The 24,868-nt window shown below is 47.2% G+C and carries 23 protein-coding genes, 1 riboswitch and 1 other annotated feature; of the genes, 19 read left to right on the plus strand and 4 right to left on the minus strand.

Features of this window, described 5'->3' with window-relative positions:
* Positions 1-196: 196 nt before the first annotated feature.
* The 7 genes from rlmN (at position 197) to spoVM (ending at position 6,333) form a co-directional block, all read left to right on the plus strand.
* On the plus strand, positions 197-1,243 hold the full coding sequence (gene rlmN / locus KJS52_RS00585; RefSeq protein ID WP_213512702.1) for a dual-specificity RNA methyltransferase RlmN: 1,047 nt from the start codon (positions 197-199) through the stop codon (positions 1,241-1,243).
* Positions 1,244-1,255: 12 nt separating this feature from the next.
* Positions 1,256-2,014, plus strand: a complete 759-nt coding sequence (locus KJS52_RS00590) for a Stp1/IreP family PP2C-type Ser/Thr phosphatase (protein ID WP_213512703.1) — start codon at positions 1,256-1,258, stop codon at positions 2,012-2,014.
* The gene (gene pknB, locus KJS52_RS00595; protein ID WP_213512704.1) at positions 2,014-4,173 is read left to right on the plus strand and encodes a Stk1 family PASTA domain-containing Ser/Thr kinase; all 2,160 of its coding nucleotides are present in this window, start codon (positions 2,014-2,016) and stop codon (positions 4,171-4,173) included. The genes KJS52_RS00590 and pknB overlap by 1 nt, the downstream gene beginning before the upstream one ends.
* Positions 4,133-5,125 (plus strand): ribosome small subunit-dependent GTPase A, encoded by a 993-nt coding sequence (gene rsgA, locus KJS52_RS00600; RefSeq protein WP_213512705.1) that lies wholly within the window; start codon positions 4,133-4,135, stop codon positions 5,123-5,125. Before pknB ends, rsgA begins: the two co-directional genes overlap by 41 nt.
* Positions 5,126-5,130: 5 nt before the next feature.
* The gene (gene rpe, locus KJS52_RS00605; protein ID WP_213512706.1) at positions 5,131-5,775 is read left to right on the plus strand and encodes a ribulose-phosphate 3-epimerase; all 645 of its coding nucleotides are present in this window, start codon (positions 5,131-5,133) and stop codon (positions 5,773-5,775) included.
* Positions 5,776-5,848: 73 nt separating this feature from the next.
* Complete coding sequence (locus tag KJS52_RS00610) at positions 5,849-6,130, plus strand: hypothetical protein (protein ID WP_213512707.1); 282 nt, start codon at positions 5,849-5,851, stop codon at positions 6,128-6,130.
* Between the two features lie 122 nt (positions 6,131-6,252).
* The gene (spoVM, locus tag KJS52_RS00615) at positions 6,253-6,333 is read left to right on the plus strand and encodes a stage V sporulation protein SpoVM (protein WP_123039970.1); all 81 of its coding nucleotides are present in this window, start codon (positions 6,253-6,255) and stop codon (positions 6,331-6,333) included.
* A gap of 97 nt (positions 6,334-6,430) precedes the next feature.
* Here spoVM and rpmB read toward each other — a convergent pair whose 3' ends face one another.
* Positions 6,431-6,619 carry a 50S ribosomal protein L28 gene (gene rpmB, locus KJS52_RS00620; RefSeq protein WP_213512708.1) on the minus strand — a complete coding sequence of 63 codons (189 nt, stop codon included), beginning with the start codon at positions 6,617-6,619 and terminating at the stop codon, positions 6,431-6,433.
* 244 nt (positions 6,620-6,863) lie between these two features.
* Here rpmB and KJS52_RS00625 point away from each other — a divergent pair, with 244 nt between their 5' ends.
* From KJS52_RS00625 to KJS52_RS00645, 5 genes are all read left to right on the plus strand, one after another.
* The gene (locus KJS52_RS00625; RefSeq protein WP_213512709.1) at positions 6,864-7,223 is read left to right on the plus strand and encodes an Asp23/Gls24 family envelope stress response protein; all 360 of its coding nucleotides are present in this window, start codon (positions 6,864-6,866) and stop codon (positions 7,221-7,223) included.
* Positions 7,224-7,240: 17 nt separating this feature from the next.
* Complete coding sequence (fakA, locus tag KJS52_RS00630) at positions 7,241-8,980, plus strand: DAK2 domain-containing protein (RefSeq protein ID WP_213512710.1); 1,740 nt, start codon at positions 7,241-7,243, stop codon at positions 8,978-8,980.
* Between the two features lie 38 nt (positions 8,981-9,018).
* Positions 9,019-9,876 (plus strand): DegV family protein, encoded by an 858-nt coding sequence (fakB, locus tag KJS52_RS00635; protein ID WP_213512711.1) that lies wholly within the window; start codon positions 9,019-9,021, stop codon positions 9,874-9,876.
* A gap of 7 nt (positions 9,877-9,883) precedes the next feature.
* Entirely contained in the window at positions 9,884-11,941 is a 2,058-nt protein-coding gene (recG, locus tag KJS52_RS00640) for an ATP-dependent DNA helicase RecG (protein ID WP_213512712.1), read from the plus strand.
* 66 nt (positions 11,942-12,007) lie between these two features.
* Positions 12,008-12,295 (plus strand): stage VI sporulation protein F, encoded by a 288-nt coding sequence (locus KJS52_RS00645; protein ID WP_213512713.1) that lies wholly within the window; start codon positions 12,008-12,010, stop codon positions 12,293-12,295.
* A 111-nt stretch (positions 12,296-12,406) separates the two neighbouring features.
* Here the strand turns inward: KJS52_RS00645 and KJS52_RS00650 are convergent, their stop codons facing one another.
* On the minus strand, positions 12,407-13,282 hold the full coding sequence (locus KJS52_RS00650) for a LysR family transcriptional regulator (RefSeq protein ID WP_213512714.1): 876 nt from the start codon (positions 13,280-13,282) through the stop codon (positions 12,407-12,409).
* 106 nt (positions 13,283-13,388) lie between these two features.
* On the opposite strand from KJS52_RS00650, the gene aroC reads away from it, so the two are divergent.
* Positions 13,389-14,450: a chorismate synthase gene (gene aroC, locus KJS52_RS00655; protein ID WP_213512715.1), complete on the plus strand. Its 1,062-nt coding sequence runs from the start codon at positions 13,389-13,391 to the stop codon at positions 14,448-14,450.
* A 206-nt stretch (positions 14,451-14,656) separates the two neighbouring features.
* Here aroC and KJS52_RS00660 read toward each other — a convergent pair whose 3' ends face one another.
* Entirely contained in the window at positions 14,657-15,991 is a 1,335-nt protein-coding gene (locus KJS52_RS00660; protein ID WP_213512716.1) for a stalk domain-containing protein, read from the minus strand.
* Positions 15,992-16,159: 168 nt separating this feature from the next.
* Positions 16,160-16,394 (plus strand) — a binding site (T-box leader).
* A 103-nt stretch (positions 16,395-16,497) separates the two neighbouring features.
* Between KJS52_RS00660 and KJS52_RS00665 the strand changes: the two genes are divergently transcribed.
* Positions 16,498-18,030, plus strand: coding sequence for a 2-isopropylmalate synthase (locus KJS52_RS00665; RefSeq protein WP_213512717.1), 1,533 nt, complete (start codon positions 16,498-16,500; stop codon positions 18,028-18,030).
* 102 nt (positions 18,031-18,132) lie between these two features.
* Here KJS52_RS00665 and KJS52_RS00670 read toward each other — a convergent pair whose 3' ends face one another.
* Positions 18,133-19,185 carry a glycosyltransferase family 2 protein gene (locus KJS52_RS00670; RefSeq protein WP_373871315.1) on the minus strand — a complete coding sequence of 351 codons (1,053 nt, stop codon included), beginning with the start codon at positions 19,183-19,185 and terminating at the stop codon, positions 18,133-18,135.
* A 238-nt stretch (positions 19,186-19,423) separates the two neighbouring features.
* A riboswitch (TPP riboswitch) is annotated at positions 19,424-19,533 on the plus strand.
* Between the two features lie 236 nt (positions 19,534-19,769).
* Here KJS52_RS00670 and KJS52_RS00675 point away from each other — a divergent pair.
* The 5 genes from KJS52_RS00675 to KJS52_RS00695 all read left to right on the plus strand — a co-directional run bounded on the left by KJS52_RS00675 (position 19,770) and on the right by KJS52_RS00695 (position 24,794).
* Entirely contained in the window at positions 19,770-20,843 is a 1,074-nt protein-coding gene (locus KJS52_RS00675) for an ABC transporter substrate-binding protein (protein WP_213512719.1), read from the plus strand.
* A 1,097-nt stretch (positions 20,844-21,940) separates the two neighbouring features.
* Entirely contained in the window at positions 21,941-22,240 is a 300-nt protein-coding gene (locus KJS52_RS00680; protein ID WP_213512720.1) for a thiamine-binding protein, read from the plus strand.
* Positions 22,230-23,003, plus strand: a complete 774-nt coding sequence (locus KJS52_RS00685; RefSeq protein WP_213512721.1) for an ABC transporter permease — start codon at positions 22,230-22,232, stop codon at positions 23,001-23,003. Before KJS52_RS00680 ends, KJS52_RS00685 begins: the two co-directional genes overlap by 11 nt.
* The gene (locus KJS52_RS00690) at positions 23,003-23,749 is read left to right on the plus strand and encodes an ABC transporter ATP-binding protein (RefSeq protein WP_213512722.1); all 747 of its coding nucleotides are present in this window, start codon (positions 23,003-23,005) and stop codon (positions 23,747-23,749) included. The genes KJS52_RS00685 and KJS52_RS00690 overlap by 1 nt, the downstream gene beginning before the upstream one ends.
* Before the next feature lie 250 nt (positions 23,750-23,999).
* On the plus strand, positions 24,000-24,794 hold the full coding sequence (locus KJS52_RS00695; protein WP_213512723.1) for a TatD family hydrolase: 795 nt from the start codon (positions 24,000-24,002) through the stop codon (positions 24,792-24,794).
* The last annotated feature ends 74 nt before the right edge of the window (positions 24,795-24,868 follow it).

Raw genomic sequence — 24,868 nt, forward strand, 5'->3', positions numbered from 1 at the left:
ACCTTAAAAAATTTAAATAAGAGCATTACGATTTAAAAAGCGGCTGTAGGATGCTTAGCTCCGGAGCGCTGAACCGCTTAAGTGCCGCGCTGTTTTTCGCAATAATGGCTGTCAATCCTTGTTTGTGATAAAATAATGTCAGCGTTGCTTACAAGCACGCATGAAGCAGCATAAAATTGAATACAGGTGTGATATGATGAAACCTTTTATTTATGACTATACACATGATCAGCTTTTACAGTGGATGAAGGATAATGGTGAGCCTTCGTTTCGCGCTGATCAAGTTTATGATTGGCTATATGTGAAGCGTGTGAAAAGCTTTGAGGAGATGACGAATCTTCCCAAAGGGTTGCGCCAAAAATTAACCGATCAATTCGAGTTTGTTACGTTAACTGAAATTACGAAATTCGAGTCGCGCGATGGCACGGTGAAGTTTCTGTTCGGGCTGCATGACAATCATGCAATCGAGACGGTTATTATGCGCCATAATTACGGCAACAGCGTCTGTGTAACGACTCAGGTTGGCTGCCGCATCGGATGTACATTTTGTGCTTCTACGCTGGGCGGCTTGAAAAGAAATCTGACAGCAGGTGAAATTGTTGCTCAGGTCGTAACGGCACAGCAAATGCTTGATGCAACGAATGAGCGAGTTTCCAGCATTGTCATTATGGGCTCTGGCGAGCCATTTGAAAATTATGAGGCAACAATGGACTTTCTGCGCAATATGATTCATGAGAAGGGCTTGAATATCGGACAGCGCCATATTACTGTATCGACGAGCGGCATTGTGCCAAGCATTTATAAATTTGCCGATGAAAATACGCAAATTAACTTGGCGCTTTCGATCCATGCTCCGAACGACAAGCTGCGCTCCAAGCTTATGCCTGTCAATCGCAGATTTCCATTTGAGGATGTTATTCAGGCGATTCGCTATTATTTGGACAAAACAGGTCGCCGCATTACGTTCGAATATGCGTTGATTGGCGGTGTCAACGATCAGGTTGAGCATGCCGAAGAGCTGGCGTCAGTCATTAAAGACATGCTCTGCCACGTCAACCTGATTCCAGTTAACCATGTGCCTGAGCGCAACTATGTGCGCACTCCGCGAAACGATATTTTCGCGTTTGCCAAGGTGCTTGAAAAGCATGGAATTAATGTTACGATTCGCAGAGAACAAGGACATGATATCGCAGCAGCGTGCGGACAATTGCGTGCGAAGCATATGGAGTCTACGGCGAGGTGATAACACTTGTTAATGGTTAATCGAAGTGACATAGGAAGAATTCGCCAAGTGAATGAGGATTCAGCCTTGACGGGTTCAATTAATGATCAGCTTTCCTTTGCCATTGTTGCAGATGGCATGGGCGGGCATCAGGCTGGCGATGTGGCGAGCCAGGTGGCGGTGGAAGCATTCCAGCGCATCCTGCAGCAGCATGTTGACATTACGAACTGGAATGTCGAGGATGCGAAGCGGCTAATGCGCATTGCGATTCGCCAAGCGAATGACGAGATATACAGTTTAGCCAAGCATATGACGCAGTATCACAATATGGGTACGACAATCGTCGCGGCGTTAGTAATCGACCAGCTTGTTGTAATCGGACATGTTGGCGACAGCAGAGCCTATCGCATTAACAGCGAGACGCTTGAGCAGCTGACTGAGGATCATTCGCTCGTCAACGCGCTGGTGCAATCCGGTCAGCTGACAGCTGAAGAAGCTGAGCATCACCCGCGCAAAAATGTATTGACGCGCGCGATCGGCACTGACGATGATGTTGAAGTTGATGTGCGTGTAATGGAATGGGATGAGCAGGATTTGCTGCTGCTGTGCAGCGATGGGCTAAGCAATCGAGTAAGCGAGGAGGAGCTGCACCGAATCGCCGCTTCCGAGCTTCCTCTTGAACAGCGTGCAGATCAATTGATAGAGTTGGCGCTGCAGGCTGGCGGAGATGACAACATTACGCTTATACTGTGTGATATGGCACAAAATCCCGTTAGAAGGGAGGAAGCATGATGATCGGACATGATCTGGCAGGACGCTATGAGATTATTTCCCGCATTGGCGGGGGAGGCATGGCACTTGTATATAAAGCGCACGACGTGTTGCTGAATCGCAAGGTTGCGGTTAAGGTGCTGCGTCAGCAATTTGTCAATGATGAGGAATTTATTAGCCGCTTTCGCAGGGAAGCGCAAAATGCAGCGGCGCTGTCTCATCCAAATGTTGTAAGCATCTATGATGTCGGACAGCAGGAGGATATCCATTACATCGTAATGGAGTATGTCGAAGGCCATAATTTGAATGAAATTATTGTTGAGCGCGCACCGCTGCAAATTGAAGAGGCGATTCATATCGCGCAGCAAATTTGCGATGCGCTTGATCATGCGCATGCCAATCATATTATTCATCGCGATATTAAGCCGCATAATATTTTAATTGGCAATAACGGCCGAGTGAAGGTAACGGATTTCGGAATTGCGCGTGCTGCAACTTCATCAAAAATAACGCAAACAGGCTCAGTCGTTGGCTCCGTCCACTATTTTTCTCCTGAGCACGCCAAGGGTGTCAATACAGGAGAAAAGTCTGATTTGTACTCTTTGGGTATTGTGCTCTATCAAATGCTTACGGGCAAGCTTCCGTTTTTGGGAGAAAGTCCTATCAGCATTGCGCTTAAGCATTTGCAAGAGCATTTTGAAGAGCCGCGGGCAGTGAATCCGCATATACCGCAGTCGGTTGAAAATGTTATTTTAAAGTCGATGCGCAAAAATCCTAATGAGCGCTATGAGTCGGCAAGAGCAATGCTGACTGATCTTGAAACCTGCTTGCAGCCGCATCGCTTGAACGAGCCTAAAATTGCCTTCAACGAGGATATCGATATGCAGGAAACGAAGGTTATGCCTGCCATTCGTTCGTCCTCGCAGGCAGACATGAGCGCAACCGCGGTTCAAAGCGGGGCGACAGGACGTTATAGCGAAACAGCGGCCGTAAGCATGAACACCGGGCAATTGCCTGAGGAGGAGCTGGAAAAATCAACAGGCGGCTGGAAAAAGCCATTATATGTCGTGCTGATAACGCTTGTTTTTTTAGCTGCTTTGCTGTGGGGCTTTTTCAAGCTGCTCGATACGTTCAAAACCGAGGATGTTGACGTGCCGTATGTCGTCAGCTTGACTGAGGAGGAGGCGCGCAAGAAGATAGAGGAAGCGGGTCTTAAAGTCGAGGAGCCGGTACTGCGTGAAACGAGCAAGCTTGTTCCTAAAGGCGAAGTTATTGCCCAGTCGAAAATGAACGTGAAGGTAAAGGAAGGCGCATTTATTCAATTAACGATAAGTGAAGGTCCTGAAATGAAGCAGCTGCAAAGCTATGTTGGCCAGACGAAGCAGCAAGCGATTAACAGCTTGTTGGAGCTAGGGGTACAGGAAACCCAGCTAAAATTTTCTGAAGTCCACGATGATTCGGAAGCAGGCACGATTTTGGAGCAAACGCCTGGCGGCGGTGAAGAAATAAACCCGGACACGGTGGAGATCAGCTTTACTGTAAGCGCTGGTCCAGAGACGGTAGAAATGCCGGACTTGACAGATATGCGCTTAAAGGATGCCAAGGTGCTGCTGAAGTCGCTTAATCTTGTGCTTGAGGAGAAAGATATAAAGTATGAGCCAAGCTATCTGTTCGACAAGGACCATGTCATTAGTCAAGGCAATACGCCACATGATCAGATTGAGAAAGGCAGCAACGTAACGATTTCGGTAAGCTCAGGCTATCCGGATGACGCCAAAAGCTATCAATTCAACGTGCGCGTATCTCCAGCGCTGCAAGGCACAGCAAGCGAGATAAGAATTCATTACTCTGATGCCCGTGGAGAAAACATGGAGCTTGATCCGCGTACCATTACAAGCACGGTAGATATTCCGGTAACGCTTGTGCTTGATCCTGATACAGTAGCGCAGGTTTCAGTTTATCGCGACGGTACATTTATGGACATTCGATCAATTTACTATAAAGATGTTGCTCAAGGCGGGTCGCATGAAATGGTTATTCCAGGTCAAGAGCCTGATCCGACACCTACTCCCACGCCATCGTTTGAGGAAGGGTTTAACCATTTTGAGCAAGAACAGGATATGGAGGCAATGAATTATAATGAGCAAAGCGATCAACAGGCGAACCAAACAGAAGAATGAGCAAGTGCTGCCTGATTCTTCAGCTTCACTGCCTGGAGTGATTGTGAAAGCTTTAAGCGGATATTATTATGTACAGCCGCAAGATGATCGTTCTCCCTCTAGCACGGTGCAATGCCGTGCTAGAGGAGTCTTTAAGAAGAAAGGCCTTACGCCGCTCGTAGGCGATGAGGTGTATTATGTGCTGACGGAAAATGGAGAGGGAACAGTCGTCGAGCTGCTGCCTCGCAGTACCGAGCTTATTCGTCCGCCAGTGGCCAATGTAGACTTGGCTGTACTTGTATTTTCCGTTGTCGAGCCTTCCTTGAACCTGCAGCTGCTGGACAAGTTCCTCGTCCATATTGAGCATGCCGGGGTAAAGCCGTTGCTTTGCTTAAGCAAGCAGGACTTTGCCAATGCGAACCGTTCCGAGCAAGAGGAGCTGCAGCATGAAGCGCTGTCGAGCATGGAAACCGTAAAGCGCATTTATGGCAAGCTTGGCTATGAAATTTACAGCACAAGCTCGCTTGAGCGTCAAGGCATAGAAGCGCTGCATGAACGCTTGAAGGGGCATGTCGCAGTATTTGCCGGCCAATCTGGTGTAGGCAAGTCATCACTGCTCAATGCGCTAGTTCCTGGTCTTGAGCTAGAGACCAATGAGATCAGCAACAAGCTTGGACGCGGCAAGCATACGACGCGGCATGTTGAGCTGATCGATATAGGCGGCGGCTACGTGGCAGATACGCCAGGCTTTAGCCAGCTTGATTTTGCCGAGCTGGGCATTTCCGATCTGGCCTATGGCTTTATTGAAATGCGCGAGCTGTCCACGTCGTGCAAATTTAGAGGCTGCATGCATGTGCAGGAGCCCGGCTGTGCGGTGTTGGATGCGCTTGAAGCAGGAGAAATTGAAACGAGCAGACATGAGCATTATTTAGCGTTCCTTGCCGAGCTTAAAGATCAAAAACGGAGGTACTAACCAAGATGACAATCGTTGCACCATCGATTTTATCAGCAAATTTTGCGCAACTGGGCGCAGATATTAAATCCATTGAGGAAGCGGGGGCTGACTGGGTTCATATTGATGTAATGGACGGGCATTATGTGCCTAACCTGACTTTCGGACCGCCTGTCATTAGCGCGGTTCGTTCCATCACCAAGCTGACGTTTGATGTGCATCTCATGATTGAGCGTCCGGAGCTTTCTCTGCAAAGCTACATCGATGCAGGAGCGGACCGCATTACCGTTCATCAGGAAGCATGCACTCATCTGCATCGTACGATATACTCGATTAAAGAGCAGGGGCTGCCTGCTGGCGTCGCCATCAACCCGGCTACTCCTGTGTCGGTGCTGGAGCCAGTGCTGGGCGATGTAGATATGATTTTGATTATGACCGTGAATCCCGGCTTTGGCGGCCAGTCCTTTATACCCTACTCAACAACGAAGCTGCGCGAGCTTCGCAGCATGCTGGAAGCGCGTGGATTGTCTCATGTTGATGTTCAGGTAGATGGTGGAATCAATGCCCAGACAGCTCAGCTCGTACGTGATGCTGGCGCGAATGTGCTGGTGGCAGGCAACGCGGTATTTACAGCTCCTGACCGCGCTAAAGCGATAGCCGAGCTGCGCTAGCGATCAGGCTTCCGCTGTGCTTACTTACTGAAAGCGCACTCGCGGAGGCTACAACAGTTTGAGGAGGATGCGCATGAACGTTAATTTTAAAACCGCATTGTGGGTGCTGTTTTATGCGATTCTTGCTGGAGGCTCGCTCTCGCTTTTTTCGCTCATCCCATCGCTTATCAAATATATATTTTCGCTGCTAACGATTTATATCGGGATACGTTTTTTCCGCCGCTTTGAAACGATTGGCTTGCGAATCGTCTTTATTGTGCTGTCGATTATTATGTATTTCCTGTTCGTCATTATCGTGACCGCCATTCAATTTATAATGGACAATCCAGACCTGTTTCAAAATAGTGTCGCTTAATCAATAAAGTTTAATCTCTCTAGGCAGTAGTGGTCTATGTTTTCTCATTTCTGCATAATATGTTTTACAAGAGTGGGGATTCAGCAGGCAAGGGTCACCGCGCGTTTCGAGGAGGGATGAGCATGAAATTTTATACGATTAAGCTGCCTAAGTTTTTGGGTGGGTTTGTCAAAGCTTTACTTAACACATTTCAAAAAAATTAATATCATAACTCCCAATCAAGATTTGACTGCTTGTCTAAAACATGATGATGACAACAAAAAAGCACCTGAACTGTCAGGTGCTTTTGTCTATGGCAAACTATACGCGAGTAATTTTGCCAGATTTCAATGCGCGAGCGCTAACGTAAACACGTTTTGGTTTACCATCTACCAGGATGCGAACCTTTTGAACGTTAACTCCCCAAGTACGACGAGTTGCATTGTTCGCATGAGATACGCTATTTCCTCTTTTTGGCGCTTTGCCAGTTACGAAACATTTGCGAGACATAAAAACACCTCCTTCACCAGTTATCACCTAAGCAGCTTAACCGTTCATAATACGAATGCTACAATTGTTTTCGATTCATAACATCTACAAACATAAACACGCCTAAATATCGTAACATAAAGTCAGTCCTCATTCAACCTAATTCTAGCGTTATTTCAATGAAATTTAACAATTCTCTTCAATAACGGTGCAGTTTATAGTACAATGGAAACTAGTCCATAATAAATGGCAAGGAGTGAAACGTATGCCGATACAATTAGAAAATGGTTTAGGTCATATTCAGGTTTCAGATAGTTGTATAGCGACAATTGCTGGCTTCGCCGCATTAGAGTGTTATGGACTCGTTGGAATGGCATCTCGGAACGGATTGAAGGATGGGATTGCAGTACTTCTTGGCCGGGACAATTTGACCAAGGGTGTTGAAATAAGACAAGTACAAGGCGGAATCAATATTGATCTGCACATTGTAGTGAGCTATGGAACGAAAATTTCTGAAGTAGCTAGCAACATTCGTTCAAAAGTGAAGTATGTATTAAATGACGTAATAGGTCTGGAAGTCAACGAAGTAAATATTTTTGTCCAGGATGTAAGGGTATCTACTTAGCAGGAAGGGGAATTTTTTTGGGTAAGCGAGCAATTAACGGATCTGATTTTGCGGCTATGGCATTATTAGGCGCCGACTTACTGAAGCGTAATGCCGAAAAGGTGAACGCACTCAACGTGTTTCCAGTGCCGGATGGCGATACTGGAACGAATATGAATCTGACCATGACCTCTGGTATAACTGAATTAAAAAAGAAGCCGTCAGCTGATATTGGCAAGGCTGCTGAAGCATTGTCGAAGGGCTTGCTGATGGGCGCGCGCGGTAATTCGGGTGTTATTTTATCTCAGCTGTTTCGCGGCTTTGCCAAGTCGCTCGCTAACCATGAGCAGGCAACCGCGATTGAAATTGCTGCGGCATTGCAGCACGGTGTAGATCTTGCCTACAAGGCGGTAGTAAAGCCGGTAGAGGGTACGATCTTGACCGTAGCGAAGGAAGCTGCGCGCTATGCTGTGCAATATGCGAGACGCAATACTGAAGTGCCTGAGCTGATGGAGGAAGTGTATTTCAGAGCGAACGAGGCATTGCAAAAAACGCCTGAGCAGCTGCCAGTGCTGAAGCAGGTAGGGGTAGTCGATTCAGGTGGACAAGGGCTTGTCTACATCTATGAAGGCTTCGTTCAATATTTGTCGGGCGCTGCGCTTGATGTGGATGCTTTAGCCTCTGAAGCAGCTCCGGCGGACGTCTACGTTCCGCAGCAGCATGTAGAGCCGTCCTCTGCACAAGCCAAGCTGGAGACGCTAGATATTGAGTTCTTTTACGATATGGAATTTTTTATCAAGCGCAATGTGTCAGGTACACCCGTGGCATCTTTTGATGAATCCGCTTACAAAAAAGCGTTGTCTAAGGATGGAGATTCGATTCTCGTTATTACAGATGATGATATTATTAAAGTGCATGTGCATTCCCGCAAGCCTGGCGATGTGTTCAATTTGTCGATGCAGTATGGCGAGTTGACGGATATTCATATTTTGAATATGCGTGAGCAGCATCGTGAGCTGCTGGCTGAGGAGGGCGTAGTCAGCGAGGTCAATCTGGCAGCCGCTGAGCTGCTGGCAGGACAGGCCATAGACAACCGTCCAGCTGAGCATGGCTTCGAGCGTGCGCCATACGGAATGATCGCGGTTGCTTTGGGCGATGGTGTAGCTGAGCTATTCCGCAGCAGTGATGTAGATATTGTACTGACTGGCGGTCAGACGATGAACCCAAGCACCGAAGACTTTGTGAACGCAATTGAATCGCTGTCGGCGGAGCATATTTTCATTTTCCCTAACAACAGCAACATAATTCTTGCAGCCGAGCAGGCGATCGAGCTGACAGAGCGAGCGGTAACCGTTATACCGACCAAAACAATTCCCCAAGGAATCGCGGCTGTCCTTGCCTTCAAGGAAGACGAAACACCAGAGCGCAACAAGGAATGGATGATTTCAGCTGCTAGCATGGTTGTGTCCGGACAAGTGACCAAAGCAGTGCGAGACACGACGATTGACGGAGTCGAAATTTCCGAAGGCCATTATATCGGCTTGAAGGAAAAAGCAATCGTTACCTCTGAGCCGGATTTGCTTGCAGCATGTCAAGCTCTTTTGACCAGCATGCTTGAGGATGAAGGCGACATAGTCACGATTCTGACAGGAGAAGGCGCGACCGAGGAAACGACATCCGCCCTTTGCTCCTGGATAAGCGAGCATTATGCCGAGCTTGAAATAGACCTGCAATATGGTGGTCAACCTCTCTATCCGTATGTATTTGCCGTTGAATAATAAATAAAGTGCAATACGAAAAGGAGGAAATGTACGCTATGGGAAAGATTCGTATCGTAACTGACAGTACTGCTGATATTCCTGCCGAGCTGCGCGAAAAGCACGGCATCACGATGATTTCGCTGAAGGTGCTTTTTGGCGAGGAGGTTTATAGCGACGCTGTTGATCTGACACCAGAGGAGTTTTATGCCAGGCTCAAAACATCGCCTGTAATGCCTACAACCTCACAGCCTTCGCCGGCTGATTTTGTTGAGGTGTATGAGTCGCTGCTTCAGGAGGACCCGGAAGGGCCCATTCTGAGCTTTCACCTTGCATCTGTGCTAAGTGGTACCTATCAGGCTGCTACCATCGCCAAATCGATGCTGGAGGAGGCTGGAGAGCATATTCATGTGATTGACTCATGCTCGGCATCCTACGGTCATGGCATGCAGGTTGTGCTTGCAGCGGAAATGGCGGAGGCCGGAGCCTCAGTTGAGGACATTTTGGCCGCTGTAGCCAAACGCAAGGAAAGCTGTCAAATTTATTTCCTTGTTGATACGCTGGACTATTTGCAAAAAGGTGGAAGAATCGGCAAGGCTGCTGCAATGATTGGTTCCTTGCTTAATATTAAGCCGATCTTGTCACTTGAGCCTTCGGGAGCTGTTACATCCGTCGATAAGGCACGCGGCAGCAAGAAAGCGATGGCGAAAATCGTGGAGCTGCTGAAAAACCATTTTGGCAATCAAGCGGTCGGACTGATTGTGGCGGGTACTGATGATGAGGTTATTCGCGACGAGCTGGAAGCGCGTGTTAAAGCAGAACTGAATGTAAAGGAAGTCAGCTATACGACTGTCGGTACAGTAATCGGCACTCATACTGGTCCTGGTACTTCTGCTGTATTTTTATATAAGGTGTGAGCTAGGAATGATCAAGCTTGATCAAATTCCGGTGAAGCAGTTGAAAGGCGTGAGTGCTCTAAAGGAAAAAGAGCTCCACGCCTTTGGCTTATTTACTGTGAATGATGTGTTATTGTATTTTCCTTTTCGTTATGAAGATTATCGCGTTCGTGATTTGACAGAGGTGAAGGCTGGCGAGAAAGCAACCGTGATTGGCATTGTGCGTGGCGTGCCGATTTTGCAGCGCTATGGCAGGTCAAAATCGAGGCTGACCTGCAAGGTGCAGGTCGGGCTGCAGCTCATTACGGCTACCTGGTTCAATCGCCATTTTTTGCGCGAGCAGCTTACGCTTGAGCGCGAGGTGCTGCTTACAGGCAAATGGGAGCCTTCGCGGCTGCAGCTAACGGTTTCGGAATCGGAGTTTTTGGATCAGCAGAAGTCATCTGGCAAGATGGATACGCTGCAGCCTGTTTACTCTGTAGGCGGAAAAATTACGCAGCCATGGATTCGAAAGCTGATTGCTGCTGCATTGGATCAGTATGGTGCGATGGTAGAGGAAATTTTGCCGTATGCGCTGATCGAGAAATATCGTTTGATGAATCGTGCTGAAGCGATTCGGCTTATTCATTGCCCGGGCGATGTGAAATCGGGGCAGGAAGCACGCAGACGGATGGTATATGAGGAGCTGTTTCTGTTCCAGCTTCGCCTGCAAGCCTATCGGGCGCTGTCTCATCGCCGCCAGGCCGGCATCGCAATGCCGCTGCAAAGCGAATGGATTCGCGAGTTCGCTGCCACATTGCCCTTTGAGCTTACCGATGGGCAGAAGCGGGCGATCAATGAGATTTCTGTTGATATGCGCCGCAAATACAGCATGAACCGTCTGCTGCAAGGCGATGTTGGCTCAGGTAAAACGGTGGTAGCCGCGATTGCGATGTACAGCGCAGTGCGTGCAGGCTTTCAGGCGGCATTGATGGTGCCGACTGAAATTCTTGCAGAGCAGCATATGAAGAGCTTATCGCGCATGCTCGAGCATACGAATATGACGGTTCGCTTGCTAACAGGAAGCTTGGGCGAGCGCAAGCGGCGCGATCTGCTTGCCGAGCTGCAAATGGGGCTTGCTGATATTGTAGTTGGCACGCATGCGCTTATTCAGGAGGATGTATTTTTTAATAAGCTAGGACTCGTTGTAGTCGATGAGCAGCATCGCTTTGGCGTCAATCAGCGCAGCATTTTGCGGCGCAAAGGCATCCAGCCTGATGTACTGACGATGACCGCTACCCCGATTCCGCGCACCTTGGCGATTACGGCATTTGGCGATATGGATGTGTCAACGATTCGCGAACGGCCGCAAGGACGCAAGCCTATCGAAACGTATTGGCTTAAGCCGCAATCGCTGGAGCGCGCGCTGCAATTTATTCGCAAGCAAATCGCTGAAGGCAGACAAGCCTATGTTATTTGTCCGCTTATCGAAGAGTCGGATAAGCTGGATGTGCAAAATGCGCTTGATGTCCATATGATGATTCAGTCTGCTTTTCCCGATCTGACTGTCGGCTTGCTGCATGGCAGAATGAGCACGGCGGAAAAGGAGCAGTCGATGAGCAGCTTTGCTGCCAATGAAGCGCAGGTGCTTGTAGCGACTACGGTTGTCGAGGTCGGCGTCGATGTGCCGAACGCGACGATCATTATGATTATGGACGCAGAGCGCTTCGGCTTATCGCAATTGCATCAGCTGCGCGGTCGAGTCGGGCGCGGCGAGCATCAATCCTACTGCATACTGCTGGCTGATCCGAAGTCAGAGGTTGGTCAGGAGCGGATGAAGGTCATGACAGAAAGCAATGACGGCTTTGAAATTGCTCGCCGCGACCTTGAGCTGCGCGGCCCGGGCGAATTTTTTGGCACGAAGCAAAGTGGCTTGCCGGAATTTAAGCTGGCTGACATGGTAGCCGATTACGAGCTGCTGGAGCAGGCGCGCGAGGATGCGGCTGCACTTGTGGCAACAGAAAGCTTCTGGAAGGATGCAGCCTATGCAAGATTAGTAGATTGGCTGCGCAATGATCCTTTATTTCAAGGAGAACAGATAGATTAGGCAAGATTTTAAGCTTTTCAGCATATAGTTAACTCATTAGAGTAGCCTTTGGAGGTGTCAAGCTTAATGAGTTATCAACGCTATGGAATTAGTCCGCAGCTGGTTGAACGTGTCAAGCTGAAAATGAAAAATCCTGCTGTGAAGGAAAAAATGAAAAATCTGCTGGGCGAGGTGACCAAGTACGATTTGCAGGATCGGATCAAGGTGCGCAAATTGACACGTACAGCGGCTGTAATTTTGCAAGAGAAGCTGACTGAGGTGCAGGAGGAGCAAATTATTAACTTTGTGCTTGCACAAAAAATTGACCCGAACAATACGCTTCATCTGCTCAAGCTATGGGGGATGTTCCGTTAATTGCTCAGGTAAACGAAAAAACGAAGCGCTGCTAGCTTAAGCTGGCTGGCGCTTCGTTTTTTAATTTGCATGCTGCGTTGTGAATAGCATTGATAATTGTGATGAACAGGATCAATCTACAAATTTTTTTGTGAAAATATTGGCGATCAGGCTATTATTATGGCTGGTGACCATGCAAAGCTCCTGCATCGGAAGCGGCTGAGCCGTATTCAATTCAACGAGCTCTCCATTGGCAAGCTCATTTTGCACCATTGATTTCATAACAAACGCGATGCCATATCCTCTCTTGGCAAATTCAACCATCATATCGACGCTGCTAAGCTCAAAATCAGCTCGAACCGTCTGGCTTTCTGCTGCGAACCATCCATCGAGCATTCTTCTCGTTGTGCTGCCGGAGGACAATAAAATCAATGGCAGGCTAGCCAGCTGCTGGATCGTAAGTTGCTCATTCGCATAGCTTTTAAATTTTCCGCCTGCAACAAAGCAGTTTTCAATCCGCTTTAACGGGGTAATAACGATGTCAGAATCTTTAATCGTATGATAGACAAAGCCAACATCCAGTTTGCCCTCTTTAATATGGTCAACGATTACACTCGTTTGTGCCTGCAGAAGCTGAATGCGAATGTCCGGATATTCTACATGAAACTCATCCAGGACTGGCAAAATGATATCTTTAATGATTGCGCCATTGGAGCCGATGCGGACACAGCCCATTTTAAATTGCTTAAGCAGGTGGATGGAATTTTCTGCTGCGAGAAAATGATGGAATGCTTTCTCCACATATTCAGCCAGCATTTGTCCTTCCTGTGTTAATTGTACGCCTTTGGACAATCTCGTAAGCAGGACAACCCCGAGGTTCTGCTCCAATTGCTTGATCGCGTAGCTTACCGAAGGCTGGGTAATATGGAGCTGCTCTGCTGCCTTCGTTAAATTTTTAGTTTTAGATACACTTAGAAATATGCGATACCATTCTGTATTGATATACATATGATATTAATCCTTTCTATGACAATTTCGCTAAATAACAATTTCATTTATTTCAATTATACTGATACACTTTACTAAAAAGCAATTGAAATTGGAGGGAGCAACTATGTCGGGAAACTTTTTCGGACAAAACTTTAAAATATCTACATTTGGCGAATCTCATGGTACAGCAGTCGGTGTCATTATTGACGGCGTAACGCCGGGTGTCGCAATCGAGGAGCAATATATTCAGCAGCAGATGGACCGCAGAAAGCCAGGTCAATCGTCGGTTACTTCGCCGCGCAAGGAGTATGATAAAATCAACATTGTTTCAGGAACATTTCAGGGCAAAACTACGGGAACGCCGCTTTGCATCATCCTGTATAACACGGACATGCGGCCTGAAGCGTATGATGATATCAAAAACTCCTTCCGTCCTGGTCACGCAGATTTTACGTACCAGCAGAAGTACGGCTTGCGTGATTACAGAGGCAGCGGCAGAGCTTCTGGGCGCGAAACTGCAGCAAGAGTAGCGGCGGGCGCTGTTGCGCGCAAGCTGCTGGAGCAAAGAGGGGTGTCCGTGCTAGCTTATGCAGTGGAAATTGGCGGCATCCGATGTGAAGTATTTGATGAGGAATCGATTGAGAAAAATGCGGTTAGAGCATGCGATCCGCAAGCTGCAGCTAAAATGATTGAAAAAATTGAAGCTCTTGCACAGCAAGGAGACAGCTGCGGCGGTATTGTAGAGTGCGTTATTCGCGGAGTCAGCCCGGGCTTGGGCGAGCCTGCTTTTGACAAGCTGGATGCTGACTTGGCTAAAGCGATGCTGTCTATCGGTGCGGTAAAAGGAATTGAGTTTGGTGAAGGCTTTCAAGCAGCGCGCATGCTGGGTAGCCAGCACAACGATGCAATGAATCAGCACGGATTTGTTACCAATCATGCCGGAGGCATTATTGGCGGTATTAGCACGGGAACAGATATTGTATTTCGAATTGCCGTTAAGCCGACCTCATCTATTTCCGTGCCGCAGCAAACGGTCAATATGGCAGGCGAGGAGACGGTCATCCAAACAATAGGCAGGCATGATCCGTGCATTTGCCCAAGAATTGTGCCGGTTGTCGAGGCGATGGCTTGTCTTGTGCTGGAGGATCATTATAAGCGCCAGGCGGCTATGCTAGGGCGTGTCTGAGAATTCTGAGGACAGCCCATTTTGCCGAGTTTTCGTTCCATGCAAGGCGCGTTTGTGAAGGCGTACCGGGCGTACGCAAAGCAAACGGAACGAAGCAGGGGGCGAAAAGGCGGTGAAAGGGGCCTCTGAGCGGGTTTTCAGACACGCCCTAAGCTAACGATAGGGGATGTGAAAAGGCTGCCCTGAATTGGACAGCCTTACTTTGCTTAATTTGGTAAATATAATACGGCTAGCATGTAGGTGCTATATTTCTTGTCGAATCCCAAAGTGATCCCAAGTTTATGGTCTTCTCCATAGTATGCGCTCTGCAATTGCAAATCGCCTTGCCTTATAGCATGTGCATATCTGTCAGTAAGATCATTGCTATACGCAGCTTCATACAGGGACTTAATGGAGGATGATGTGTACGCTTCTTGATATTTCATTTCCACACCGTATACCTTTTCAATCCGTTCCATTTGACTTAAAAACTCTTCCATAGCGGATGTTGCGTCATTAAGCTCATAGTCTGCTCTATGAAGCACACTCGCTAATTTTCCATTTTTAAATTCGTAAAACTGCAAACCAATATCGCCATTAATGAATGCCTTATTATAGGTTATTAATTCTGGCTTATCCTCTACTAATGTCGTGCTTATTTTTGATTTTACCGTAGCTCTGCTGCTGCCAAAAGGTACAACAAAGTAGGAATCATTGTATGTTTTTTTGTTATCCAATTTGGAGCTGCCATTGTTTAAGTAATTGGCTAAGCGCGTTTGAGCAAGCTTTAAGTCATTGGTACTGGAATCGGTGACAAATTTTTCTGTCGCGCCGTATTCCAGCAATCTTTTTATCATGTCATCGTTTTGATGATAAGCTGCCCAAAGTAATGGTGTCCAATTAGTAGGTGACTTCACATCAGGATTAGCCTCTTGCTTCAACAATAAATTTACTGTATCCCATGCATTCCCCATTGCTGCATATAACAATGGTGTTGATCCGTTATACATCTCATCCACTGTGTATCCATTTTCCAGCCAATGCTTTAGTGCCGCAGAATCATTGTAATACGCAGCTTTGAACACTTTCAAAGCTTCATTGAAAACAATATCAATATGCTGCTTCTTGCCGTCCCAGTAGACAAGGCCTCCGCTTGCTTCCGCAACAAAGCGCAGTGGCACCATTGTTGCTCCATTTACGACAACAGGAGCTTGTGCTAATACCACTTTTTCTCCATTTACGTAAGCATTTTTAGAGTTGATCGTAAGGGTAACATTCAACGTATCTGATGTTCCGGTAACTTGCTGCTTCTCAGCATTCCAGCCAACTTTCAAATCAAGTGCTTCAAATATCGCGCGAAAAGGGACCAAGGTAGTACCTGCTTTTTGATAAGGCGGGGTGCTGAACGCTATCTTTTTGTCATCAATTGCGGCAGTGATTGCTTTATCCGCTGCATCAACATTGGAGTGACCGTACCATCCCCAAATTGACAGCATCATTGCCAAAACCAGAAAAACCTTCAGATTATAGACAAACTTGCTTTTTTTATTCATATCATCCATCCCTTCACAATTGTCATTATTTATATTAGAAGTTATTGGGCGAGATGTCTAACCAATTAATGGTAAATGGAATGCGGTGATTTTCGCAGGCAATTAAAAATTTTTGTTGTTCGCCTGTTGACAACGGAAAGTCAATTTCTTATAATAACGATTAACTTTTATATATTTCCAAATGTATCGATTAGAAATAGTAGAAGCATATCGACCTTTCAGAGAGCCGCTGGGTGGTGAGAAGCGGTAGTGGAGATTGCTTTGAACTCGTCTATGAACAGCTGCCTGAATTAGTAGGGTAAGCCGGGATTCCGCCGTTAAAAGGATAGATGGTGATGGCCATCGAAAAAGATTGTTTTACTTTACGTAAAATAAATTAGAGTGGTACCGCGGGTTAAACCTCGTCTCTATATAGAGACGAGGTTTTTTTGTTGGTCAAAGTCCGGGTTTGGCTGACCCCGCTTTATATAGATGCTTAACCTTAATCATTTTGTACACATAAGGAGGAGTTGCTAATGACTCGCAACATTATTGTTTTGGATACGACTCTGCGCGATGGAGAACAAGTGCCTGGCGCTAAAATGAATGTTTATCAAAAGCTGGAGTTTGCCCAGCAGTTAAAGCGACTCCATGTCGATATAATTGAAGCGGGCTTTCCCGCTTCATCCGCAGGCGATTTTCATTCCGTCCAGCAAATTGCCCGCACGGTAGGAGACAGCGTATCGATTACTGCGCTTGCCCGTGCTGTAAAAGCTGATATTGATGCGGTATATGAAAGCATCAAGCTGGCGCAAGACCCGTTCATTCACATTGTACTGGGCACCTCGAATGTCCATGTCGAGAAAAAGTTCAACCGTTCCAAAGATGCTGTGCTGCAAATGGGTGTTGATGCGGTCAAATATGCGAAAACGCTGCTGCCGCAGGTGCAGTATTCAACCGAGGATGCTTCGCGCTCGGATTTTGAATATTTGTGGCGTACAATTGAAGCAGTCGTAAAGGCAGGAGCGACGATTATTAATATTCCTGATACGGTAGGCTATGCAGTGCCGGAGGAATTTGGCGAGTTGATTCGCAAAATTAATGAGCGTTTGAAAAATTTAAACGACAAGGTAGTGCTAAGCGTACACTGTCACAACGATCTGGGGCTGGCCACTGCCAATACGCTCAGCGCGATTAAAAATGGTGCCGACAAAATTGAATGCACCATTAACGGGCTTGGTGAACGTGCAGGAAACACTTCTTTGGAAGAGGTCATTATGGCATTGAAGGTACGCGAAAACTTCTATCAATGCTCCACTCGCGTAGAAACAAAGGAGCTGATTCGCACTGCCAGATTGCTTACCTACTTGACAGGCCTGGACGTTCAGGTCAATAAGGCAATTACTGGCGACAATGCCTTTGCTCATTCCTCAGGCATTCATCAGGACGGCTTGCTGAAGGATAGAAATGTATATGAAATTATGGACCCGCGGGATGTCGGCGCAGAAAGCATGGAGCTAGTGCTAACCGCGCGCTCTGGCCGTCACGCCTTCAGACATGCGGTTGAAAAGCTTGGCTTTGAAACTGGGGATAGCGAGCAATTCGAAGCGCTGTTCCAGAAATTTCTCGCACTTGCAGATTTGAAAAAAGAGGTCTATGACCATGATCTGTTCTATTTGGTCAATGGAGAGCGCGAGCAAGCGGCAAGCAGCGCAGTGCTGTATGAGCTGGCAGCCTTTCATGTTGTAACTGGCAGCGTACAGCCTTCAGCTACGATCGAGCTGAAGCGGGGAGAGCAAAGCTTAAAGGGAAGCGCGACTGGCGATGGCCCGGTTGATGCAGTTTATAGCGCAATCAAGCAATTGACAGGCATTCATGCCGATCTCAAGCATTACAAAATTAATAGCATTTCACGCGGTCAGGAAGCGATTGGTCGAGTCAGCATCGGGCTAGAAGCTAATGGCAAGCATTATGTAGGACGGGCGATGGATACTGATATTGTAAAAGCAAGTGCGCTAGCCTTTTTGAATGGCATTAACGCAGCATTGCTGGATCGCGAACCGCAATAAGTAGAGACGTAGACATCCTATTAGAGTATAAAGAAAGCGTCGTGCTTCCAAGAGCACGACGCTTTCTATCTAGTCGGATTGATCCGGTGTTGCAAGATTATGTTATATCAGACCAAGACCTTTAAAATAATCGTCATTAAATTTTACGCTTGGATGATGCGGATTAATTTCTTTGGCTTTTTTATGATGCTCTGCTGCCTTTTTTTTCTCATTGGTACGATCATAGCAAAGTGTTAGCTGCACATGCGGCAGCCAAGTTGCTGTTGCAGGATTATGAAAGCCTAGCTCCGAATTGTTTTCAGACGTTAACAAAGCTTGTGAATACCAATAAATAGCTTCCGGAAAACGTTGCAATTCTACGAACAGATCGCCAAGCTGGCAGCAGAAATCTGGCCGTGGCGGAGCAAGCTCTAATGTTTGCAGCAGGCTGCGCATTGCCTCTTCTTTCCGATCTAAAGCGTTATAGCAGGCTGCTTTGCGTGAGCATGCTGAAATATTATCCTCTATCCAGCCCTGCTTGCCATCAAGAAATTTGTCGTACCATTCAATAGCTTCTTCAAAGCGACCATTCTCGCATAGCTCATTGGCAAAATAATACTGATCACGCGGAGTGAATTCTTCTCCTTTCTCCAGGCGAGATAAGTAAATTCTAAGATTTCTCCCCGTGACATAGCGAATCTTTTTGTGTGTTACTGCAATATCTGAACGATAACCATAGCCTTGTACAGCCAAATATTCATGAACAGGTCCGATCCACTGAAAGTTGTTGCTTCGCTTTACAAGCCGATTGCGACGAAAGCTGTAGGTTGGATTGCCGTTTTCGTCAAATGACAAATGATATTTCATCGAAACATAATCAAAGTTGAAGCCAGGAGTCTGCTTCAGTTCAATTAAGCGGTTTAAATCCTCTGGCATCAACACATCATCGGCATCCAGCCACAAAATATATTCGCTGCTTGCTTGCTTGAAGCTATAATTTCGCGCCTCGGCAAAATGGTCAATCCATTCAAAATCAAACACCTTTGCGCCCATTTTTTCAGCAATTTCCTTCGTACGGTCGGTTGAACCAGTATCCACGATGATCATTTCATCAACGGCTGGCTTCACACTGCTCAGGCAGCGTTCCAGAACGTCTTCTTCATTTTTTACAATCATACACAAGCTAATTGTTATCAACATCATCACCCTTTAACTTAGTCTCATATAGTGTATTAGCGGATTCATGCAAAAGTGCTAGACACGTTTGCCTATTCCTAAGAAATATACTCATCTGCTTCTCCGGAATATGAATACCATTAGAGAGATATTTATTTTTAGCGATAAATAGAACAACAGAAAGGGGTATTCAAAGCGAAGCTGATTTGCTATAATGACGAATAGATTGACCAATTGAATACAACACTTCGGGAGCTAAGATTTACTTGGCTGAGAGGAGAACTGGGCTGTTCTCGACCGTACCTGATCTGGATAATTCCAGCGTAGGAAATGTGCACTTGATAAACCGGCTGTCATTTTCTATGTCGGTTTTTGTTTTATCAACAACAGATAAAGCAAGACCGGCGTAAAATGATGGAAAAAGCATGAACGTAAATGAGCTTTGCTCGTTACAAGTATTGCTGAAGCTGCTGGTTGCAGGCATCCTTTCTGTACGCGAAGGATGCTTTTTTTATGCCTATGACGGTCAGTGTGTCCAATTGGACAATACTATTTAAAAACATAGGATTGGAGAGAAGAACAACATGAAGATTCAAGCTTGGAAGATGCTTGCTCTCGTACTGCTGCTTGCTATCGTTACGGCGTGCGGCAATAATGCGGGCAGCAATGGTGCAGGAAATGGCAACAGCCAGGCCACGCCAAACGGCCAACAAGAGGGGAATAGTCAGCAAGAGGGAAATGGCGAACAATCTCCAAATGAGCTGCGCAAAGTTCAGCTGATGCTCGACTATACACCAAATACAAACCATACAGGTATTTATGTAGCACGTGATCTTGGCTATTTTGCTGAGCAGGGATTAGAGGTAGAAATTATTGCTCCTGCTGATGGTGGCGCAGATGCCCATGTCGCTGCGGGAAATGTTGAATTCGGGGTAAGCTATCAGGAAAATGTGACGTTGTCGCGCATTGCAGGCTTGCCTGTCGTGTCGCTTGCAGCGGTGATTCAGCACAATACCTCAGGCTTTGCTTCTCCGAAGGATAAAGGGATTGAAACGCCGAAGCAATTTGAAGGCATGCGCTATGGCGGCTGGGGCTCGCCAATCGAGCAAGCAACCATTGAATCGCTAATGCTGGCTGCGGATGCTGATTATGACAAAATGGAAATTATTAATATGGGCAATAGTGATTTCTTCGCCGCTATAGAGCGCGATATTGATTTTGCCTGGATCTTTTACGCGTGGACAGGCATAGAGGCCGAGCTGCGCGGCGTCGATCTTAATATGATTTATATGAAGGATTACAATGAAAATCTTGATTATTACACGCCGGTGCTTGTCACGAGCGAATCGCTGATCGCCGAAGATCCTGAGCTTGTACGCAGCTTTGTTGCGGCAGTAGCCAAGGGTTATCAATACAGCATAGAACAGCCTGAGCAAGCGGCAGAGGTGCTGATTGCCGCCGAGCCGGATCTCAATCCCGAGCTTGTAAAAGCAAGTCAGCAATGGCTAAGCCCGCGCTACCAGGATGACGCGCCACGCTGGGGTGAGCAAAAGCTTTCAGTATGGGAAGGCTATGCAGACTGGATGTTCAGCAACGGCTTGCTGGAGGGGGAGTTGGAGGCGGAGAAGGCCTTCACAAATGAGTTCCTTCCGCGGTAGTTTAAAAATTGGACTTTGATGACGATGCGGTTGCGTTATAGCTTATTCGACGGCGAATCTTGAACGCTAGCGAAAACTGCGGTGCTCACGTAGCTCTGCTCTACGCTGCGCTCCTCGTTTTCTACTAGCGTCCAAGCTTCTTGGTCCTGAAAGCCCAATTTTTAAACTTTCATTGGAATAGGTGGTTTAAAAATTGGACTTTGATGACGATGCGTTGCTTCGTAGCTTATTCGTCGGCGAATCTTGAACGCTAGCGAAAACTGCGGTGCTCACGTAGCAAGTGCCTACGCTGCGCTCCTCGTTTTCTACTAGCGTCCAAGCTTCTTGGTCCTGAAAGCCCAATTTTTAAACTTTCATTGGAATAGGTGGTTTAAAAATTGGACTTTGATGACGATGCGATTGCGTTGTAGCGTAGTCGACGGCGAATATGTCACGCTACCGAGTGCTCCGGTGCTCACGTAGCAAGTGCCTACGCTGCGCTCCTCGCCCTCTAGTATCGTGCCATCTTCTTGGTCCTGAAAGCCCAATTTTTAAACTTTCATTGTAAGAGGTAGTTTAAAAAATGGACTTTGATGACGATGCGGTTGCGTTGTAGCGTAGTCGACGGCGAATCTTGAACGCTAGCGAAAACTGCGGTGCTTACGTAGCAAGTGCTACGCTGCTGCGCTCCTTGCTTTCTAGTAGCACTTAGCTTCTTTGTTCTGGCTGCAAAGAGGGCACCAGCGGAGGAGCAAAGCATCCGAAAAACGAAGAGGGTCGCCTTTAACATCGTAATGCAACCTTAAAAATTCAAATAAGAAAGCATTACGATTTAAAAAGCGACTGAAGGATGCTTAGCTCCGCAGCGCTGCTGCTGCTACTTTCGCTTCAAAGAGCACTCAACAGAAAAAAAAGCTACAGCGGAGGAGCAAAGCATCCGAAAAACGAAGTGAGTCGCCTTTAACATCGTAATGCAACCATAAAAAATTCAAATAAGAAAGCATTACGATTTAAAAAGCGACTGGAGGATGCTTTGCTCCGGAGCGCTGATTTAAAAAGCGACTGGAGGATGCTTTGTTCCGGAGCGCTGAAAAATAATATTGAATGGAGTGTCATATATGGCAAATGCATTGTTAAGTATTCAAATGATCCCGAAAACAAATCATGGTGAAAGTGTTATACCTTACGTCGATCAGGCTATTGCAATTATTAAGGATTCAGGCTTGCCATACCGTGTAGCGCCGCTCGAAACGACAATGGAAGGCGATCTTGCCGAGCTGCTGCAAATTGTGCAGCGCATGCATGAAGCTATGATTGAAGCGGGCTGTCCTGGCGCGCTTTCGCAAATTAAAATATCCTATAACCCGCAAGGGGCTTCGATGGAGAAGCTGCTGGAGAAGTATCCAGATGGAAAATAAACGAGCATTGTGGCGGAGCTTGCTGCCGCCTGTAATTATGCTCGCGGTCATATTCACGGTTTGGGAGCTGATTGTTCGCTTCGAGCTTGTGTACAGCTGGCTTATTCCTTCTCCGCTTGGCGTGCTGAAGGAAATGGCGATTGGCTGGGAGAGACTGCTGGAGCATTGGCTGGCAACGATGCAATTGACCGTGCTCGGCTTTTTGGGTGGAGCGGTTTGCGGCATTTTGCTCGGTATGGTGCTGCATTTTGTGCCGCTTGTCCGGCAAGCGATGTACCCGGTGTTGATTTTATCGCAGAACATTCCGGTCATTGTTATTGCGCCGATTTTAACGATGCTGCTTGGCTTTGGCTTGCTTCCCAAGGTGCTGCTTATTATTCTCGTATGTTTTTTTCCGATTTGTATCGCAATGCTCGGCGGCCTTGCACAGGTTGATCAAGGCTTGAGAAATTATATGGGGATGATCGGCAGCAGCAGATGGCAGCAATTTGTTCATCTTGAGCTGCCAAGCTCGCTGGGCAGCTTGTTTAGCGGCTTGAAAATCGCCGCCTCTTACAGTGTATTAAGTGCTGTTGTTGCGGAATGGCTCTCGCCAAAGGTCGGATTGGGCGGCTATATGATATTATCGTCGCGCGGCTACATGCCTGAACGCGTATTCGCTGCTGTACTGCTGATCGTGCTTACAAGCCTGCTGCTGTTCTGGCTTGTTTCCTTAGTTGAAAGGCTGCTTGTGCGCTGGCGGCCGCGAAAGGAGGCTCGCTAATGCTGGAATTGAAAGGACTTCAGAAATCCTTTAGAAGCAACGGTACGGTACGCGAGGTGCTGCGGGACATCAATCTTAACGTGATGGATGGAGAATTTGTCTCGATCATCGGACCGTCGGGAAGCGGCAAAACAACGCTGTTTCAATTAATTGGCGGCTTGCAGCAAATTGACGCTGGCGAAATATGGCTTGACGGTGTTAACATATCCGGACAAAAGGGCCATATCGCTTATATGCCGCAGCAGGCATCTCTGCTTCCGTGGTATTCGGTTAAGCAAAATATTGCTTTGGCTTTGCAAATATCACATGTGCCCAAGTCAACAGCTCTCAAGCAGGCTGAGCAATGGCTGCAGCAGGTTGGGCTGGCTGAATACGCCAATGAATACCCGCACAAGCTGTCGGGCGGAATGAGCCAACGCGTCTCTTTTTTGCGCGCTTTGCTATCGCCGCAGAAGCTGATGCTGCTGGATGAGCCGTTCGGAGCGTTGGATGCGCTGACACGGCTGCACATGCAGCGCTGGCTGCTGTCGATTTGGGAGCAGCATCGCCGCTCGGTGCTGCTCGTTACCCACAGTATAGAGGAAGCGCTGCTGCTATCTGATCGGATTATTGTTTTTGCTGCGAATCCGGCTACTGTTATTGATGAGATTAAGGTGCCGTTTGCCAGACCGCGGGAAGGCGAGCTTTGGAGCGATTCAACGTTTAACGAATTGAAGCAACGAATTTATGAGCAGCTTGACGCATAAATCGGCCTTACTTAGAGCTTAGTCGGTGTCGAATATGGGGTTCAGCCGAAGGATGATGCTTCCGACGTATGTTTCCTGCGGAAACATTTAGGTGCTCACGTAGTAGGTATCTACGCTGCGCTCCGTCATTTCTAAGCTTTTCCCCATCTACTTGGTTCTGAAAGCCGGGCTTTTTGTACACTTACCTAAAGGCTGCGCCTTGGCTGCTTTTTTCACAGCAAGCTGGAATACTTAGTGAAAGGAAGATTCGATGCTGAACTATATTGATGCGCATATTCATTTGGAGCAATACAGCGAGGAGGCGCGCAGCGAGCATTTGGCAACCGCACGTGCAGCTGGAGTTACGCATGTTGTCGCAGTTTCTATGGACTTGGCATCCTCTAAAGCGACATATGAGCTTTCCGGCCAATATGACGGGATGATTATGCCTGCCTACGGCTTCCACCCAGAACAGCCGATATTGTCGGCTCAAGAGGAGCAGGAGCTGGTGGCATGGATCAGACAGCGTGCAGCACGACATGAACGGTTTGCAATTGGTGAGGTGGGATTGCCCTACTATACCGCTGAAGAAGCGAAGGAGCGCGGCGAGCGGTTTGATAAGCAGCCATATGCTGAGCTGCTGGAGCGCTTTATTGTGCTGGCAAAGCAGCTCGATCGCCCGATTGTGCTGCATGCGGTATATGAAGATGCTGCGCTTGCCTGTGATTTGCTGCAAAAGCATCAGTATAGCCGCGCGCATTTTCATTGGTTTAAAGGAGACGAGGCGACCATCAAGCGGATGATAGAAAACGGCTACTTTATCTCGATTACGCCAGATGTCGATTATGAAGCTGATATTCAAGCGCTGGTCCAGCAGTATCCTTTAGAGCTGATGATGATTGAAACTGATGGGCCTTGGCCGTTTGAAGGGAAATTTGAGCAGCAGGAAACTCAGTCTGCGATGGTTGTCGAGGTTGCGGCTTCCATTGCCCAGCTTAAAAATATGCCGCTTGAGCAGGTGGTCCGGCAGCTTTATAACAACAGCAAAACGTTTTATGCAATATAGCGTTTAGGGTGTGTCTGGCCAGCAAATTTTCATAGTATTTGATAGAGCTGTTTAATAGTCAGTTTTTATTGACT

The organism is Paenibacillus montaniterrae (assembly GCF_018403185.1).
Lineage (GTDB): Bacteria > Bacillota > Bacilli > Paenibacillales > Paenibacillaceae > Pristimantibacillus > Pristimantibacillus montaniterrae.